The following is an 18,484-nucleotide window of genomic DNA, read 5'->3' as shown; positions in this document are numbered from 1 at the left end:
CTAGGGACGACTTCCGCTGCTCACAAGGCGTTCTATGTTCGCCGGTCGGCATAAGTGACCGTCAACTCGCCAAAATTCAGGGGCTCTTGGGCTCTTGACAGGTCAAAGGCGAGTCACGACTCTGCACAACAGACCGCTGACCGAGGAGCCGGCTGATGCTGACGATGCAGGGCGTGTCCAAGAGCTTCCTGGGGGTGCGTGTGCTCCATGACGTGGAGCTCGACCTCGAACGGGGTGAAGTCCATGCTCTGGTGGGCGAGAACGGCGCCGGCAAGTCCACCCTGATGAAGATCCTCGCCGGCGAGCACACCCCCGACACCGGCACCATCACGATCGACGGCACCGCGCACACCTTCACCCACCCGGCGCAGGCGCAGGCCGCCGGAATCGGCATCATCCACCAGGAGTTCGCGCTCCTTCCCCACCGCACCGTCGCCGAGAACGTCTTCCTCGGCCGCGAGCCGGTCCGCCGCGGACTCGTGGACCGCGGGGCCATGGAGCGCCGTACCGGTGAGCTGCTCGCCGGGATCGACGAAACCGGCATCACCCCGCGCACCCTCGTCCGTGACCTGTCGGTGGCGCGTCAGCAGACCGTCGAGATCGCCAAGGCGCTCGCCTCCGACGTCCGGGTCCTCGTCATGGACGAACCCACCGCTCCCCTCGCCGACCACGAGAGCGCGCTCCTCGCGGCGCTCGTGCGCCGGCTCGCCGCGCGCGGCCTCGGCGTTCTCTACATCTCGCACCGTCTCCCGGAGGTCTTCGACCTCTCACAGCGCGTCACCGTCCTCAAGGACGGCCGCCGCGTCACCACCGTGCGCACCGCGGAGACCACCACCGACGAGGTGGTCCGGGCCATGGTCGGACGGGAGCTGACCGACTACTACCCGCCGCGTGCCCGCCCGGAGGAGATCGGTGCGGAGCGGCTCACGGTCACGGGCGGCGGCAACGCCCGTATTCATGACATGAACCTGACATTGAGAGCGGGAGAGGTCGTCGGCGTCGCCGGCCTCCAGGGTTCGGGACGTACGTCGCTGGCACGCGCCCTGTTCGGCGCGGCCCCCTTCACCACGGGCGGGATGACCGTCGGCGGCAGACCGCTGCGCCCCCGCCGTCCGCGTCAGGCCATCCGCGCCGGAATCGCCCTGGTCACCGAGGACCGCAAGACGGAGGGTCTCGCCCTGCACCAGTCGGTACGGGACAACGCGCTGCTCGTCACCCGGGCCGTCTCCCCGCGCGGCGGGCCGCCGACGGGCAGGGAGATCACGGCGCTCCTGGAGCGCGTACGCCTCCAGGCCCGCGGTGAGGACCAGCAGACGCTGTATCTCTCGGGCGGCAACCAACAGAAGGTCGTCATCGCCAAGTGGCTCGCGGCCCGGCCCCAGGTGCTCCTGTTCGACGAGCCGACCCGCGGCGTCGACGTCGGCGCCAAGGCCGCCATCCACACGCTCGTACGCGAACTCGCCCGTGAAGGACTCGCCGTACTGATCATCTCCTCGGAACTGCCCGAGCTGATCGGTATGAGCGACCGGATCCTCGTGATGTCCGAGGGCCGTCTCGTGGGCGAACTGCCCGCCGGAGCCGAGGAGGAGAGCATCATGCGGCTCGCCACCAGCGGGCGCCGGGGCGGACAAGGGGAGGCCGCGTGACCACGACGGAACGCGGACCGCTCGCGCCGCCCCGGACCGGCGTCCGCCTCCGCGGGGTCCGGCTCGGCGATCCCGTCGTCGGTGTCTGGCTCGCGGCGCTGGCCGTCACACTCCTCGGCTGGATCGTCGTCACCGCCCGCGGCGGGGACTTCCTCACCACCACCAACGTGGTCGCGATCCTCCAGAACAGCGTCGCGCTCGGCCTCGTCGCCGTCGGCCAGTCCGTCGTCATCCTCACCGGCTCGCTGGATCTCTCGGTCGCCTATCTGATCAGTCTCGGCACACTCGTCGCGGCCGAGACCATGGCGAGAGGAGGTGTGGTGACGGCCGTGATCGCCGTCCTCGCGCTGTCGGCCGCGGTCGGGCTCGCCAACGGACTCGTCGTCACCGGCCTGAGGGTCAACGCGTTCATCGCGACACTGGGCACGGCGTTCATCCTGCGCGGCTGGATCGAGGACAACTACACCGGCCCCGCCGGGAAGGTACCGGCCTCCTTCCAGCACCTCGGCTACGACCGGGTCGGCCCCGTCCCCGTCTCGGTGTTCCTGCTCGCGGCGGTGGCCGCCGCGGTGTGGTTCGTCACCCGCCGTACCCGCCTGGGCCATCACCTGTACGCGACCGGGGGCGACGAGCACGCCGCCAGGCTCTCGGGCGTCCGGACCCGCCGTACCGTCGTCGTCGCGCATGTCATCTGCTCCCTGTGCGTCGGCGCCGCCGCGCTGTTCCTCGCGGCGCGCCTCGGCGCGGGAGCGCCCTGGGCGGGTACGGAGGCCCGCTACGACCTGGAGTCGATCGCCGCGGTGGTCCTCGGCGGCACCGCGCTGGCCGGCGGTCGCGGCGGGGTGGCGGGGACTCTCGGCGGTGTCCTCGTCCTCGCCGTTCTCGACAGTGTCTTCAACCAGCTGGCCGTCGACCCGTTCTTCAAGAACGTGGTCCGCGGTGTCGTCATCATCGCGGCCGTCGCCGTCTACGCCAGACCCCGCCGTGCCGCGAAGGGAAGGCCGACCGCATGACCACGGCAACCGTCACCCGCCACGGCAAGCGCGTCGTACGGGCACTGGGCACCGGCACCCCCGTCTTCGTGCTGCTCGCCGTCCTGCTCGCCGCGCTGGCCCTCACCGATCCGGGCTTCTACGAACCCGATCGCTTCCTCTCCTTCGTCAAACGCGCCGCGCCGCTCGTGATCCTCGCCGCCGGCCAGTATCTGGTCATCGTCTGCGGTGAGTTCGACCTCTCCGTGGGGGCGATCGTGACCGCGGGGGTCGTGGTCGCGGCCGAGCTGTACGGCTCGTTTCCCGGCGCCTCCTGGCCGCTGGTGACCGCCCTGCTGCTCGTCGCGGGCGGGGTCGCCGGACTCGTCAGCGGGCTGATCACCACAGCCCTGCGGGTGCCGTCGTTCATCACCACGCTCGGCATGATGCTGATCCTCGAAGGCGCGGTGTTCTTCTGGACCGGCGGCTCCCCGCAGGGCGCGCTGCCGGCCGCCTTCCGCCAGCTCGGGCGCGGCGCCGCGTTCGGCTGGCTGCCGTGGGCGGTGATCGTCTGCCTCGTCGTGGGCGCCGCCGCCGTCCTGCTGATGCGCTCGGACTTCGGCCGTACGCTCGTCGCCACCGGCGACAGCGAACGCGCCGCGTCCCTCGCCGGGGTGCGGGTCTCCCGGGCCCGGATCATCGCCTTCGTCCTCTCCGGGGTCGCCGCGGCGATCGCCGCCGTCCTTGTCGGCGGCTTCTCGGGCGTCTCCGCCCAGGCGGGCAGGGGCTACGAGTTCGAGGCCATCACCGCGGTGGTGCTCGGCGGTGTGGTCCTCGGCGGCGGGCGGGGCTCCGTCGTCGCCGCCATGGCCGGCGCCTTCTCGCTCCAGGCGCTGTTCACCCTGCTCAACCTCCAGGGCGTCTCCGGCGCGCTGGAGTCCACCGTCCAAGGATGCATCGTCATCGCCGCCGTCGGCCTGGGCGCCGCGGACTGGTCCCGGCTGCGTCGCCGCCGTACGAACCCCTCGGGAGGACAAGCCTCATGACAGCGATCCGCCCCCCGCGCAGAAGTCCGCTCCGCGGCCGCGCCCTCACCTCTGCCGCCGCCCTGCTCGCGGTGGGTCTCCTCGCGTCCTGTACGAGCGACACACCACCGGACTCGCCCGGCGCTCCCGGCAGTGCCTCCGCCACGGCGGACGCCTCCGGCAGTGGCAAGCAGTCGGAGTTCTTCGAACAGGCCGAGTACGACCGCCAGTTGGCCCTCGCGAAGGAGCAGCCACAGGGCCCCGCGGGCAAGCCGTGGGAACAGATGCTCAGCCCCGAACTCATCGACACCACGCGGTACAAGAAGAAGGAGGCGGGCGGTGTCCATCTCTGCTTCTCCAACGCCGGTGTCTTCAACCCCTGGCGCCAGGTCGGCCTGAAGAACATGACGGCGGAGGTCGAACTGCACAAGGAGATCAGCGAGTTCACCGTGCTCGACGCCCAGGGCAAGGACGACAAGCAGATCTCCGACATCCAGGAGCTCACCGGCAAGGGCTGCGACGCGCTGATCGTCTCCCCGAACACCACCGCCACGCTCACCCCCGCCGTCGAGCAGGCCTGCGCCAAGGTGCCGGTCATCGTCTTCGACCGCGGTGTGGAGACGGACTGCGCGGTCACCTTCATCAATCCGGTCGGCGGCTACGGATACGGGGCGGTCGCCGCCGACTTCCTCGTCGGCAAGGTCAAGCCCGGGGGCAAGATCCTCGCCCTGCGCATCTCGCCCGGTGTGGATGTGCTGGAGACCCGCTGGTCGGCCGCGAAGGTCGCCTTCGACAAGAGCGAACTCGACGTCGTGGACGTGAAGTTCACCGACGGTGACCCGGCCAAGACCAAATCGGTCGTCACCGACGCGCTGACCCGGCACGGCTCCGTCGACGGTGTGTGGATGGACTCCGGCGCGACGGCCGTCGCCGCGGTGGAGGCGTTCGAGGACGCGGGTCAGGACGTACCGCCGATCACCGGTGAGGACCAGCAGGACTTCCTCCAGGCGTGGAAGGACAAGAAGCTGACCGCGTTCGCGCCGACGTACCCGACCTTCCAGTGGCGTACCCCCGTCATCGCCGCTCTGAGGATCCTCCAGGGGCAGCGGGTACCCAAGGAATGGAAGCTCCCGCAGCCCTCCGTCACACAGGACACCCTCGACGAGTACCTCAAGCCGGGCATGCCGCCCCTGCACTACGCGATGTGCGGCTGCGCCGATCTGCCCGGGTACCCCGAGGACTGGGGAGGCAAGGGATGACGCGGTTCCCGCTCGGCGCCAACCCGTGGATCTGGCACTCCCCGGTCGGGACCGGCGCCCTGGCCGAGGTGCTCCCGCGACTGGCCGGCTGGGGTTTCGACTGTGTCGAACTGCCGCTGGAACAGGCCGACGACTGGGAGCCTGCGGCCACCGCCAAGCTGCTGGACACGACCGGGCTCGCCCCGGCGGCCGTGATCGCGGTCATGCCGCCCGACCGGAATCTCGTACGGACGGAGCCGGGCACCGTACGGGCCACCCAGGACTATCTGCTGCGGTGCGTCGACGCGGCCCACGCGGTGGCGGCCCCCGTCGTGGCGGGCCCGGTGTACACCGCCGTCGGGCGCACCTGGCGCATGACCGGCGCGGAACGGGCCGCCGCCTACGCGGAGTTCAGGGAGAACATCGCGCCCGTGACCGACCACGCGCGCGCCGCGGGGGTACGGATCGGGGTCGAACCGCTCAACCGGTACGAGACCGGTCTGCTCAACACCGTCGGCCAGACCCTCACGGCCCTGAAGGGCCTGGACCCCTCGGTCATCGGCGTCGCCCTCGACACGTACCACCAGAACATCGAGGAGCGCACACTGCCCGGCGCCGTCCGGGAGGCCGGCTCCCGTATCGTCCACGTCCAGGTGTGTGCCAACGACCGCGGCACCCCCGGTGCCGACCATCTCGACTGGGCCGGGTTCCTCACCGCGCTGGACGGCCACGGCTACCGGGGCCCTCTGTGCATCGAGTCGTTCACCGCGCACAACAACGCGATCGCCGTCGCCGCGTCCGTGTGGCGCCCGCTCGCCCCCACTCAGGACGGGATCGCCACCGAGGGTCTCGCCTTCCTCCGCCGGGCTCTCGGCACCCCCTGACCGGTACCGCGCCTCCCTCATCGGCACCGCACTCCCCTGATCGGTACCGCACCCGCACACCGAACTCCCTCAGAGAGGACCGGTTATGAGCCGTCATGCTCGCGGAACACGAAGGGCGGTCGTCGCCTGGGCAAGCGCGTTGCTGCTCGGGTTCACCGCGATCCCCGCCGCCGCCACCGCCGCCACCAGTGAGGAACCCGCCTTCCGTGCCCTGCTCTTCACCCGCGCCGTGGGGTACGTCCACGGTTCCATCCCCGCGGGCATCAAGATGTTCGAGGAGGAGGCGGCCGAGAACAACTTCGAGATCGTCCAGACTGCCGACCCGGCCGTGTTCGACGACGAGAAGCTGAAGGACTTCGACGCCATCGTCATGCTCCAGAACTCCGGCATGGTGTGGGACACCCAGGCACAGCGCGACGCGATGGAGACGTACGTACGGAGCGGCAAGGGCGTCGTCGCCCTCCACAACACCCTCGACATGGGCGTCGAGGAGCAGTTCCCGTGGTGGGACGAGACCATCAACGGCGGCGTCCACATGCCGGCCCACTCCCCCGGAGTGCTCCAGGGCACGGCCAAGGTCGCCGACCGCGTCCATCCCTCCACCAAGGGCCTTCCCGAGCGCTGGGAACGCCCGGAGGAGTGGTACAACTTCGACCGCAATCCCCGGGGCGACGTGCACGTCCTGGTCACCGCGGACGAGACGACGTACGACCCGGGCGGCTCCGCGATGGGCGCCGACCACCCCATCTCCTGGTGCCGCTCCACCCAGGGCGGCAAGGTCTGGGCCACCGCGATGGGCCACGACACCCCGGCGTACAGCGAGGCGTTCTTCCGGGACCATGTCATCGGCGGACTGAAGTGGGCCGCGGGTGTCGAGGCGGGCGACTGCGGCGGCACCGTCTGGAGCGGCTACGAGAAGGTCACCCTCGACGACAACACCGCCGACCCGATGGAGCTGGACGTCGCCAAGGACGGCCGCGTCTTCTATGTCCAGCGCAGCGGCGAGGTCAAGATCTTCGACCCCACGGCCCACTCCACCGTCACGGCGGGCAAGCTCGACGTCTACACCGGCGGCGAGGACGGCCTGATCGGCATGGAACTCGATCCGGACTTCCGCAGAAACGGCTGGATCTACCTGTACCACTCCCCCGCCGACGCCACGAAGGACATCAACCGTCTCTCCCGCTTCACCGTCAAGGGCAACACCCTCGACCCGGCCAGCGAGAAGAGACTCCTCGACGTGCCCGCCTACCGGGACCGCACCTTCCCGGAACCCGGACACACCGGCGGCGCCGTGGAGTTCGGCCCGGACGGCACGCTGTATCTCGGTGTCGGCGACGACGTCCCGCCCAACCTCGACCCCGACTGGCAGGGATACGCGCCGATCGACTGGCGTCCCGGCAAGGAGATGCTCGACGCCGCGCGTACCGCGGGCAACACCAACGACCTGCGCGGCAAGATCCTGCGCATCAAGCCCACCAAGACCGGCGGCTACACCATCCCCAAGGGCAACCTCTTCAAGCCGGGCACCAAGAAGACCCGCCCGGAGATCTACGCGATGGGCTTCCGCAACCCGTTCCGCTTCACCGTCGACCCGAAGACCGGATACGTCCATGTGTCCGACTACGGCCCGGACCGCGGAGCCCCCGCCACCGACAGAGGTCCCGAGGGGCTCGTCGAGTACAACGTCATCAAGAAGCCGGGCAACTTCGGCTGGCCGTTCTGCCACGGCGACAACCAGGCGTACGCCCCGTACAACCCGGACACCGGGGAAGTCGGCGCCAAGTTCGACTGCGCGAACCCGGCCAACCCCTCGCCCAACAACACCGGTCTCACCGACCTGCCGGACCTGGCACAGCCGGAGATCTGGTACGGCTACGGCGCGTCCGAGGAGTTCCCCGAGGTGGGTGAGGGCGGCTCCGCCCCGATGAGCGGCCCGGTCTACCGCTACGACAGCAAGAACCCCTCCACGACGAAGTTCCCGGCCTACTTCGACGGAGCCGGCTTCTTCTACGAGTGGGCGCGCAACTACGTCAAGGAGGTCCGGTTCGACCGGGACGCGAAGCTCCTCAAGATCAACGACTTCCTGTCCTCGGCGAAGTTCAACAAACCGATGGACATGACCTTCGGCCCCGACGGCTCGCTGTACGTCCTCGAATGGGGCAGCTCCTTCGGCGGCGGCAACAACGACTCGGGCCTGTACCGCATCGACTACGCCCAGGGTCAGCGCATCCCGGTCGCCAAAGCGTCGGCCTCCGTCACGAACGGGCCACTGCCACTGGACGTCGCCTTCTCCAGCGAGGGCAGCACGGACCCGGACGGCGACGCGCTGACCTACGCGTGGGACTTCGACGGAAACGGTACGTACGACTCCACCGAGGCGGCCCCCACCCACACGTACACCACCGCGGGGGACTTCACCGCCCAGCTCAAGGTCACCGACTCCACCGGCAAGTCGGGCTACGCCAATATCCCCGTCACCGCGGGCAACACCGCGCCGAAGGTGACCATCGACTTCCCGGTCAGCGGCAAACTCATCACGTTCGGCGACAGGATTCCGTACAAGGTCACGGTCACCGATCCGGAGGACGGGCCGGTCGACTGCTCCAAGGTCACCGTCAACCCGGCACTCGGCCATGACGACCACGAGCACCCGACCACCGACATCCCGGGCTGCGAGGGCACCGTCGACACCGGCGACCTGGGCGGCCACCCCGAGGGCGCGGACCTCACCTACGTACTCAACGCCAAGTACACCGACAAGGGCGCCACGGGAACCTCCACGCTCACCGGCTACGGCCGGTCCGTCCTCCAGCCACGCCACAAGCAGGCGGAGTACCACGACGCCCAGTCCGGCACGCGCGTGGTCTCGCAGGCCGGCGCCGAGAACGGCAAGCGCATCGGTGACATCAGCGACGGCGACTGGATCGCCTTCGATCCGATGAGCGTCGAGGGCATCAGCGGCGTGAGCTACGCGCTGTCGTCCCCCTACGGCGTCGGGGCGATCGAACTCCGCGCGGACGCTCCCGACGGCAAGCTCCTCGCCACGACCCCGGTCCCCAACACCGGCGGCTGGGACACCTACCGGTCCACGCCGGCCGTCCCGGTCGAGGCACTCACGGGCACCCACCGGCTGTATCTGGTCTTCACCTCACCGCAGGACAACTCGTTCGACGTGGACGCGGTGGAGTTCATCAGCCCGTAGGGCCTGTCGCGAAGGTCCGGACAGCGCTACAGCAGGCGCCGCGCGCCCCCGTGGGTCCACCGGGGCGCGCGGCGTGCTTCCGGGAGGGGGCTCGATGCGGTCGACTGGCAGGGACTGCAGATGGGGACTTCACGCATGCCCGGTCAGCGGCACTCATGAGCCCCAGGCTCTCAGCGAGATTCTCGGCAGCACGCCCCACAGTTGTCTGAGTGACCAACGAGGCGCTGGAGTGGCTCGTACTTTACCGTTCCGGCAGCGGGCGTCATGAGGCAAGACGGGCTCACGAATACGCTTCGACAGGCCAGGCTAGAGTGCTCGTTCTTGCTGCTTCCCACGCGGAACGGGATTGCAGTCGGAAGTGATGAGGTTCAGTCTCAGACCTGTGAAGGTGAGGGTTTCCGTTGGAGGGAGCGAGCGGGCGACGGCCCACTGTGGTTGTGCTCACTGCTTTGCAGGTGGAGTACGAGGCAGTGCGCCAGCACATGGTGGATGTCTCCGAGGTCGAACTGCCGCAAGGTACCCGTCTCGACGTCGGTCGGCTGCCAGGCCTCAACTGGGAGGTGGCGCTGGCGGAGACGGGGCCCACCAACACCCGTGCGGCCCTCGTCACGCAGTCCGCAATCGGACACTTCAACGCCGAGGCTGTGCTCTTCGTCGGCGTCGCCGGTGCACTCAAGGACGATGTCCACCTCGGTGACGTCGTTGTCGCCAGCAAGGTTCACGGCTATCACGGTGGACGCGAGAGCGTGGACGGGTTCTCCGCCCGCCCCGATACCTGGTCGCCGGAGTACGACGTGGATCAGTTGGTGCGCTCCGCCTGTCGCAACGAACCCTGGGCCTTTCTCAGCCCTGACGCCCGCCTCTCCACACCACCCAAGGTTCATTTCGAGCCGATCGCGTCAGGTGACGTACTACTCGGCTTCCGCGACTCCGAGACAGCTCGACGGATCCGCCGGCACTACAACGACGCGGTGGCCGTCGACATGGAGAGCCACGGTGTCACCCAGGCGACCAGGATGAATCGCGCGGTGCGGGCCCTCTCCATCCGCGGCATCAGTGACTTCGCCGACCCGGACAAATCAGCACGCGACGCCGCAGGCTCCCAGGAGACGGCGGCGCGGCACGCCGCTGCCTTCGCCGTGCGGGTGCTGCGCGACCTGCGCCCGAAACGGCGGGTGGCCCAGGAGCCGCGCAGCGCACCCGCCGTGGTCGTAGTGTCCTCCCCTAACCGCTCCCCACAGCCAGCCGCCTGGGACAGTCGGCCCGTCGTCGAGGTCGCGGGACAGCAGTACCTGCTGTACGAAGGCCCCGGTGATCTCGTTCACGAGTCGCGGGACGGCGACGTGCTGCGACGTCAGGCAGTGGCACGCGTGGTGCCCGACGGGGGTGGTCGCGGCGCCTACGCCTGGCTGCGCCAAGTCGAACGGACTGGGCCGCCTCCCGGCCCGAACCAATTCGACCCGCTGGCCGCGCTCGAACAGGAAGCCGAGCTGTGTCGCAGACTCCGTGGCCCCGGCGTCGTACAGCTGACCCGCAGCGGGAAGACCTCCACGCTCGCCCTGTCCTGGCCGGACGACCCGAAGCTCGGTAGCCCCTTGAAGACTGTCCATGAACTGCTGCCCGAGTCGCCGTTGCCGACGGACCCTCAGCGCCTGTGGTCCATCGTGAGAGGGCTCGCCGACGCGGCCTACATCATCGAACAGCTGAGCGATGCAGGCTTCTCGCACCGCGCGCTCCGACCGACTGCGGTCGTCATGCACCGGCCCCAGATGGTGCTTCGCGACTTCGGTCTGGCCACGGTGCCACCCCGCCGAGGCGAGAACGTCGGGCCCTACCAGGCACCCGAGCAGCGACACGGTTCCCGTGTCCGCCCCGGATCCGCCACCGATGTCTACCAGCTGGGCGCGCTGCTCCACCGCGCACTGACCGGCCGCATCCCCAACCCCGGGCTGCCCGCCTACCGCGGCTCGGACTCCGTACCGGACAGTCTTGTCCACGCGGTCACCGGCGCGCTGCGGGAGGATCCGGGGGCCCGCCCTGAGGTGGGTACGCTCCGCCTCGCTCTGCTCTCCGCCGCACGTGAGCTGGCATCCGTCCCGCCGCCCCAGCTCTGAGGAGTGCCGCCGATGTCCGTCACCACCATCGCCCTGCGCGCTCCGCTGGTTCTCGTCCCCGGTTTCCGTCTCGACGAGCAGCTTCGCGCGAAGGCCGAAACCAGCGCCGGTCTGCCAGCGGACGTCTCACAGATCGTTCGCGACCTGAACCAGCTGAAAGCCGGCGTTGCCGTAAGGGTCAGCCCGGCCAGCGGCAAGTACAAACCATCCCTGCTGGTTCATACACGTACATACCGGATGCGCCTCGAAGCGACGAACCGAGGGACCGGCTATCTCGTCAAACATATCGATCCGCTGCGCCTCGCAGACCACGCGCACCTCGCCAGGTCCTGCCTCGTGGTGCGCCCACCGGCCTGGCACATGGTGTTTGAGCTGAGGGCTGTGCCCACGGGCTCGGACGCCCAGTGGCAGGTCCTCGAACAGGCCTGGCAGCGTCTCGGTCAGCTGCGGCCGGATCAGCCGGAAGTCACTTCCGCCGACGGTGCCCAGTCGGAGTTTCTCGACTCGGTGGACCGGCTCATCGACGCCACCGAGGAAATCACCACCCGGGAGGCACGCCAGGCCGCTCCCTTCCCGTATCAGAACTTCACGGCCACCGGTGGCAAGCGCGGCAAAGCCCTGCAGTCCGTCTACGAATTCCAGCTCATCGGACCGGAGCTGCCGCCGTCCGGCGCCTTCGTCCGCGTTCAGGGCGACATGGAAACCCGTGGCAAAGTGGGTCGGGCAGCGGGCCAGTGCGTCACCGTCCGCTTCGATCAGCCCGTGTCATGGGACCGACTGCCGACGCGCGGCGCTCTGGAGCTCATCCCCAGTCGTGTGATCTTCAACAAGCAGCGACAGGCCGTGGCGAGCCTCCGCGCACGCGACTCAAAGAACCCTGGCCTCCTCCCTGCCGTCGTCGAACACCGGGTGCGCCCGATCCCGGTGACCGACGCGCAACCGCACCAGGAACTCGACCCCGAACAACTCCAGGCGTTCCGCAAGGCGTTGACCACCCAGGACCTGCTGGTGGTGCTCGGCCCGCCCGGTACGGGCAAGACCCGGACCATCACGGAGATCGCCCACACCGCCGCGACCACGTCCGCTGCGGACAGCGGCCGGGTACTTGTCACCTCCCACACCAACCGTGCCGTGGACAACGTACTGGCCCGGCTCCCGCAAGATCTCGTGGTGATCCGGGTCGGGGACGAGAGCAAGGTTCACGCCGACGTCAAACCGTTGCTCCTGGAAGAACAGTCGGAGAGCCTCTCCGAAGAGATCCGGCACGCCATGGCCCAGCGTACGCAGGCCTACCAGGAGGCAGCAGCCGTAGAACCGTGGACAGTCGAGCTCGCCACGCGCGTTCAGCAGGTCGACAGCCACGCCGAAGAGGCACGGACCGCGGACCTGTGCCTGCGCGCGGCGATCCAGGCCGCGGCCGCACCGGCCCAGGAGCATTTGGCGGCGCTCCGGTTCGAGGAACAGGAACGGCGGTCGGTCCTAGAGGAACGGACCGAGCGTGCCGAGTGGCTCCGGGCGAAGGCTCACTCCGCACGGCAGCGTTCCAACGCCCTGTTCACCGGTCGCCTGCACCGCTCTCGGGCTCGCCGCCGGGAACAGGAGCTCGCCACTGAGAGGGCCGAGATCGAGAAGCTGAACGCGTTCGCCCACGGCATCCTCCGGCGGACCGAAGCAGCGAACGCCGAGGCAGAACGCGCGGCCCGCGAGGACCCCACCGTCATCGCGGCCCGAACCACACGTCAGACGGCGGAAGGCCGCCTCGCCAAGAGCGTTCAGTCCGCCTACGAGGCAGCCGACATGGCCGTCCACGCACTGCGCGCGGTTGTGCCGAGGGCAGTGCTGCCTGCGCGCCTGCTGGATCCTGCCGATGGGGCGACCGCGCTGCGCGCCCTGCACGGGCAGCTGAAGGACTGGATCCCGGTCCTTTCACGACGCCAGGAACTGGCTGGCCAGTGGCGAGCTGCCATCGGCCAGGACCCAGGACAGCTGGTGCCCGAACTCGTCCGCTACGCCCATGTGGTCGGCGCCACCTGCATCGGCGCCGCGTCACGCTCCGAACTGTCCGGCGTGGAATTCGACTTGGGAATCATCGACGAGGCCGGCCAGATCGGAATCGCGGACACACTGGTGCCACTGGCCCGGGTTCGCCGTGGTGTCCTGGTCGGGGATGACCGGCAACTGCCACCTTTCCGTGATTCCGACGTGGACGAGTGGGCCCAGGACATCGGTGATCCCGAACTGGTCCGGCTCATGTCACAGAGCGCCTTGGAACGCTTGCGTGCCGGACTGCCCTCTTCGCATGTCGTGCAGCTGACCCGCCAGCGTCGCATGCCCGCCGAGATCGCTGATTTCATCTCGGCCTCCTTCTACCGGGGAGAACTACTCACGGAGAAGGACCACAGTCACCGCGATCCCCTGTTCGCGAGCCCGATGGCCTTCGTCGACACCGCCGCACTGCCCCACCGAGTACGTCGTGAATCAGGGCGCGGCCGCACCGAGGGCCGTAGCCACAAGGGCCCCTTCAACCCCTGTGAAGCGCTCCTCCTGGCCCGGCTCGCCGCCTTCTATCACCGCCGCGGTGCCGAGTGGATGGTAATCGTCCCCTACCTCGCTCAGCGACAGGAGGTCGTCCGTCGCCTGACCCCGTTGATCGGTGATTCCCAGCTCGCGGATGCCTCCGTCGGCAGCGTCGACTCCTACCAGGGCGGAGAGCGCGACGTCGTCCTGTACGGCTTCACCCGCAGTAACCCGGAGGGCCGGATCGGCTTCCTCAAGGAGCTACGCCGTGCCAACGTCGCCTTCACTCGGGCCAAGAGCCAGCTCGTCCTGACCGGCGATCTGAGCACTTTGATGCGTGCGGACGATCCAGGATTCCGCACTCTCATCGGTGACCTGCATCAGCATCTGCTCGAACGTGGCGATCTGCGGGACTACCGGGAGGTCATGGCCGCCGTCGACGAAACCGTCCCGGACCTGGGAGATGCCGCAGGCCCGGCCTGGGAAGGAGTCCGGCCATGACGACCGCACCTCGTCTGATGAACTTCCCTGAAGAGCGGGTTCTGGAGGACGCCGCCTTCGGACAGGGCATCGTGCCAACCCGGCTCTACGCACTGCTGCTGCCGGTATGGAAGGTGGAAATTCGTGCCGATATCACCGAGGGTGAAGCTTTTTTCCTGATCGACCGCTTCCTGGAGCGCGGGCTGCGCCACGGTTCCTTGGACACCGTGGACGAACTCGCGGCGTTCTTCGCACTAGACCGTGCCCTGGTCGCGCAGGCCGTGCGTTTCCTGACCGCGATCGGCCACACAGAGGAGGGGCCCGGAGGCATACTGCGCTTGACGCCGCTGGGTCAACGCTCCGTGGACGACGACATCCGCTACGTGGTTACCCGCCAGGACCGTCGCCAGCTGTACTTCGAGGCGCTGAGCTGCGGCCCGCTGGCCCGGGCCCACTACGACGACGAGGTCGTGACGCTGCTGTCCGCCGAAGAGATGGACCAGGCGCAACGCGGCAAGCACTACCCGCGCTTCACACCGGTCGCTGTGGCATCCGGCTTCGACCGCTCAGCTCTCGACCGTCTCAAGAGCCGTAGGGACCGGGCCCGGTTCAACCTCCCCGTCGCCCTGGACGCCGTGGAGTGTCTGAGCGAGACGCTTGTCTTCCTGCCCGTCTACCTGGTACGTGGCCGGGCGGGGCTTCTGGTCTACGGCCAGGCCGAGGCGGGGACAGCACACGACCCGGAGCTCAGCGCGCTCTGTACCGGTACTCCGGAACTGATCAACGCGCTCGACAACGAGGAGTTGGACGCGGAGGCGGACGAGCGTCTCCTGCGGTCCGCCCGGAAGTGGCTCAGCGAGCAGGGCCTCGACGCGGTTGCGCCGGAACAGGACGACGACGGCACCTGGTCAGTCTCGCTGCCTTCCTCCGCCTTCGGTGAGAAGGGGATACCGTTCTCCCGCATCGGAAGCTACCGCATGGCGGGCAGCCGCTTCTTCCGCGTCTGGTGCCCGGAGGAAACACCACGGAAGCGCAGCCTTCTTGACCGACTGGACCAAAGGATGGGCTCGCGCCGACAGGTCACTCGACAGGAAGTGGAAGAACTCATCGTGCGCCTGGCCCTCCAACTGCGTTTGGATATACCCGACTTGACTCTCGTCCGCAGCGGGGCGAAGAGGACCGGCCTCAGCGGTCTGGAAGCCCAACTGGCTCGTCTGGAGAATGAACACCTGTGATCGATATCGGCCAACTCCTGCTTGCCGAGTACGAGCAGATCAAGCAGGAGCAGCGAGCGAGGATCGGCTTCCGCGACAACCTCATTTACGCCACCCTCGGCGTCATGGCGGCGGTCATCGGCTCCACGCTCGCTCGGGGCGGCCACCTTGAAATGCTGTTGCTGCTCCCCCCGCTGTCCGTAGTCCTGGGATGGACCTACCTGGCCAACGACGAGAAGATTTCCGCCGTTGGCCGGTACATACGCGACGACCTGTCCCCTCGTCTCAAGGAGTTGACGTCAGTCCAAGCTGATGTCTTCGGCTGGGAATCCGCACATCGTCGCGACGCGCGACGCCGCTCCCGAAAGCGATTCCAGCTCGCCGTGGACCTGATGACCTTCTGCGGGGCACCGCTCGCGGCACTGGCCGTCTTCTGGCTGCTCGGCCCGGCGCCATGGCCACTGTTGGTGATCTCGCTGGCCGAGACAGCCATGGTCATCGGCTTGGCGGTCCAGGTTGTCCGCTACGCCGAACTCGGGAGCTGACCCAATCCAGCGGCCTCGCCCCGGGGCAAACAGCGGCGAGGCCTTCCAACAGCACATCGCCACCAGTTCCTCGGCCACGGCGGTGCCGTGCTCAGCCATGGCCTCGGCCAACTCGGGGTCCCACGGCGCTACGGTGACACGCCCGGGTAGCGGACCGTATGCGTTGCGGACGGCTGCGGCCCCGGTAGTCCGCTGCCCTCATGCGCCAGGGGTACGCCCGCGTCGTGTCCAGGACCTGTGTGGCAATGCGGGTGCCCACGCCATGGAAGTCACCGTAGTAGCGAAGGTCGGCTGCCGGACACCCGATCAAGAATCGTAGCGCTCAGTTACCACCAGCGTCGTCCCTGCGAGCGCCACTCCCACTGGGGTCTCAGCCCACTCAGCAAGCCGCAGCGGCTTCTCCTCCACAGACTTCAGCCAGTGTGCAATCTCCTCGGCACCCGGTGCGGCCGGAAGGGCGCAGCCGATGACGGGGCTGCCTGTCGCACTGGTGTGGTCTTCGAACTCTTCTTCGGGGTCGTCCGGCTCCCAACGCCCGATCGCGATCTCCCATGAAGCCTCGTCAGAGCCGGGTTCCGGTGCTTGGACCGTCATGTAAAAGCCGTCAGAGTCGAATGGCTCCGCAAAGATCTCGCAGCTGGGGTCATCCAGTGAAACCCACATCCCGCCACCTCGGGAGTGTGCTGAGACCAACACTCGGAGGTCAGCGACAGCCCTCTCCCGCATCTCCGGTGTGAACCCAACTTCACGGCGATCGAGCTGTTCGCGCGTCTCGCCGCTCAGCGTGTCCATTCCGTCGTCGCACTTCACGAAGGGGTGATCGAACTCCCAGTGGCGTTCGATCACCGGCTCATCCTCCAAGGGAGTCCCCGAGAAATCGGCCAGTGCCGCCCACAACTCGCTCGCTTCTAGCTCCAGTTCAGAGCGGATCGCCCTGTTGACCGTGTCGGGCAAAGCCTCCAAGGAACTTTCCAGATCGGTGAGCGCCTGATGGAGCCGCAGGCAGACGTACTCGTACCACAGACTGTGGGAACCGGTGAGGAGAGCGGCCCGGGCAGCAGCGTCGGTGAGCGCCGCAAGGTGCTTCTGCGGGTAGTAGTCCACCCGCCGCTCGCGGCAGTCGTGAATGCTGACCGGGACGGTAGCAAAGGCGGAAATCCGATTGAGAGCGTCGACGATCGGACCCACAAGGCGAGAGTCGCCAAGACTCGTCACAGTCTTGGATACGACACCGTCCGGACCCTGGTAGGTCGCCAGGATCTGAGTCTTCCCACGGTTGGCGTGCTGAGAGTAGATGGTCAAGGGAACGCCTTTCGCCGTCCGGCAGATGACAGCCGGACAGGATGGGAGTGCAGAGATGGAAGGAGGTGGTGGCGAGGGCGCTTTCCGACGCTCCGTACCTCAAGATGACCGGAGGTGGCCCAGGCACTGTCCCAGGCTCCATTCCTGCCGGTAGGTTAGGGGGATGTCCTGTGCCCCGCAAGCGGGTTCCTGCACTTGCTCGGGCGGAAAGGATGAATGATGGATGGCAGATTGGCGACTTCAGGAGAGGCGCGGTCGTCAGCGCGGCGACACTGAGAACCCGAGTTTCCTACGAACTCCGCGTCGACCGTCCCAGCATGCATCGACGACCGCATATCAGTCTGCAGCACCCTGCCGACAACGACAGGTCACTCCGGCAGGGCTGCTCGCGAAGGGAACGACGGAGTCCAGTGTGGATGTAGGCACCGTCACCCTGCGCGGTCACGACCCCGGCAGATCTCGGCCAGTTCGGTGTCGCGCCGGGCGCCAAGGTGCATCTCCTGTCGGGGACACGAAGGGGCTGTCCCTCGGCCTCTCGCCGTATAGAACAGCTCGCGCAGCCGTCGCAGGGCCTGGGCCTGTCTTCTCACTTGGTACGGTCGAACATCGCCCCTACAGTCAGGACTGACTCGGAGCTACCCAAGGAACGACAACCGCACCTGACGGTCCGGGTTGTCCCCGTTGGTGTCGACCAGACACACCGACTGCCAGGTGCCCAGCTCCAGGCGTCCCCCGATCACCGGCAGCGTCGCGTGCGGGGGGACCAGGGCGGGCAGGACGTGGTCCCTGCCGTGGCCCGGGGAGCCGTGGCGGTGGCGCCAGCGGTTGTCGGCGGGCAGGAGGGTGTGGAGCGCGGCGAGCAGGTCGTCGTCGCTGCCGGCACCGGTTTCGATGACGGCCACACCCGCGGTCGCGTGCGGTACGAAGATGTTCAGCAGGCCGTCCCGGCCCGCCGCGCTGTCCCGGAGGAACTCCTCGCAGGCGTGCGTCAGATCGGTCACCGCCTCATGGGTGCCGGTGGTGACGTTCAGGGTCCTGGTGGTGAATGCGTCGGGCATGCCCCTATCTTCCCGCCCGCCCCGCGGGATCGCGCGTCCGCGTACCGAGACGCCATTGACCGGATCCGGAAACGCTCGCTACTTTTTGCGGCATGTTGCGTTCAGCTCTGCTCACCACGCGCGGTCACATCGACCTGCTGCGGGTGGCGTCCGCCGCGTGTCGTCGCGGCTGCTGACCACTTTCTCCTCCCGGGGTTCTCTCCTTCCCCTGTGCCCCGCTTCTCCCGTCGCCCCGGTCGGTGTGTCCCGCTGACCGTATGCCGTCGTACCCCCACGCGCCGGCGC

Annotated in this window: 14 protein-coding genes; 11 read left to right on the top strand and 3 right to left on the bottom strand. The window is 68.3% G+C overall.

Going from position 1 to position 18,484, the window contains the following annotated elements; genetic code table 11:
* The first annotated feature begins 155 nt into the window (after positions 1-155).
* The 10 genes from ACIOGX_RS33740 to ACIOGX_RS33695 all read left to right on the top strand — a co-directional run bounded on the left by ACIOGX_RS33740 (position 156) and on the right by ACIOGX_RS33695 (position 15,839).
* Complete coding sequence (locus ACIOGX_RS33740; RefSeq protein WP_383974104.1) at positions 156-1,646, top strand: sugar ABC transporter ATP-binding protein; 1,491 nt, start codon at positions 156-158, stop codon at positions 1,644-1,646.
* Complete coding sequence (locus ACIOGX_RS33735; protein ID WP_401918466.1) at positions 1,643-2,659, top strand: ABC transporter permease; 1,017 nt, start codon at positions 1,643-1,645, stop codon at positions 2,657-2,659. Before ACIOGX_RS33740 ends, ACIOGX_RS33735 begins: the two co-directional genes overlap by 4 nt.
* Positions 2,656-3,663, top strand: coding sequence for an ABC transporter permease (locus ACIOGX_RS33730; protein ID WP_356517081.1), 1,008 nt, complete (start codon positions 2,656-2,658; stop codon positions 3,661-3,663). Before ACIOGX_RS33735 ends, ACIOGX_RS33730 begins: the two co-directional genes overlap by 4 nt.
* Positions 3,660-4,901 (top strand): ABC transporter substrate-binding protein, encoded by a 1,242-nt coding sequence (locus ACIOGX_RS33725; protein ID WP_401918464.1) that lies wholly within the window; start codon positions 3,660-3,662, stop codon positions 4,899-4,901. The genes ACIOGX_RS33730 and ACIOGX_RS33725 overlap by 4 nt, the downstream gene beginning before the upstream one ends.
* Complete coding sequence (locus ACIOGX_RS33720; protein ID WP_356517077.1) at positions 4,898-5,764, top strand: sugar phosphate isomerase/epimerase family protein; 867 nt, start codon at positions 4,898-4,900, stop codon at positions 5,762-5,764. Before ACIOGX_RS33725 ends, ACIOGX_RS33720 begins: the two co-directional genes overlap by 4 nt.
* Before the next feature lie 85 nt (positions 5,765-5,849).
* The gene (locus ACIOGX_RS33715; RefSeq protein WP_401918462.1) at positions 5,850-8,969 is read left to right on the top strand and encodes a ThuA domain-containing protein; all 3,120 of its coding nucleotides are present in this window, start codon (positions 5,850-5,852) and stop codon (positions 8,967-8,969) included.
* A 437-nt stretch (positions 8,970-9,406) separates the two neighbouring features.
* Positions 9,407-11,083, top strand: coding sequence for a hypothetical protein (locus ACIOGX_RS33710; protein WP_401918460.1), 1,677 nt, complete (start codon positions 9,407-9,409; stop codon positions 11,081-11,083).
* 12 nt (positions 11,084-11,095) lie between these two features.
* Complete coding sequence (locus ACIOGX_RS33705) at positions 11,096-14,101, top strand: DEAD/DEAH box helicase (protein WP_401918458.1); 3,006 nt, start codon at positions 11,096-11,098, stop codon at positions 14,099-14,101.
* Complete coding sequence (locus ACIOGX_RS33700; protein ID WP_401918456.1) at positions 14,098-15,315, top strand: hypothetical protein; 1,218 nt, start codon at positions 14,098-14,100, stop codon at positions 15,313-15,315. The genes ACIOGX_RS33705 and ACIOGX_RS33700 overlap by 4 nt, the downstream gene beginning before the upstream one ends.
* Positions 15,312-15,839: a hypothetical protein gene (locus ACIOGX_RS33695; RefSeq protein ID WP_401918454.1), complete on the top strand. Its 528-nt coding sequence runs from the start codon at positions 15,312-15,314 to the stop codon at positions 15,837-15,839. Before ACIOGX_RS33700 ends, ACIOGX_RS33695 begins: the two co-directional genes overlap by 4 nt.
* Positions 15,840-15,930: 91 nt before the next feature.
* Here ACIOGX_RS33695 and ACIOGX_RS33690 read toward each other — a convergent pair whose 3' ends face one another.
* From ACIOGX_RS33690 to ACIOGX_RS33680, 3 genes are all read right to left on the bottom strand, one after another.
* Positions 15,931-16,098, bottom strand: a complete 168-nt coding sequence (locus ACIOGX_RS33690; RefSeq protein ID WP_401918452.1) for a hypothetical protein — start codon at positions 16,096-16,098, stop codon at positions 15,931-15,933.
* Positions 16,099-16,145: 47 nt separating this feature from the next.
* A complete protein-coding gene (locus tag ACIOGX_RS33685; protein ID WP_401918450.1) occupies positions 16,146-17,141 on the bottom strand; it encodes a hypothetical protein in 996 nt (331 codons plus the stop codon).
* Positions 17,142-17,776: 635 nt separating this feature from the next.
* Positions 17,777-18,199, bottom strand: a complete 423-nt coding sequence (locus tag ACIOGX_RS33680) for a secondary thiamine-phosphate synthase enzyme YjbQ (protein WP_356517073.1) — start codon at positions 18,197-18,199, stop codon at positions 17,777-17,779.
* Between the two features lie 92 nt (positions 18,200-18,291).
* Here ACIOGX_RS33680 and ACIOGX_RS33675 point away from each other — a divergent pair, with 92 nt between their 5' ends.
* The gene (locus tag ACIOGX_RS33675; protein WP_349817350.1) at positions 18,292-18,375 is read left to right on the top strand and encodes a putative leader peptide; all 84 of its coding nucleotides are present in this window, start codon (positions 18,292-18,294) and stop codon (positions 18,373-18,375) included.
* Positions 18,376-18,484: the final 109 nt, after the last annotated feature.

Source organism: Streptomyces sp. NPDC088147, assembly GCF_044741565.1.
Taxonomy (GTDB): domain Bacteria; phylum Actinomycetota; class Actinomycetes; order Streptomycetales; family Streptomycetaceae; genus Streptomyces.
This window is presented reverse-complemented; position numbering and strand designations above follow the sequence as displayed.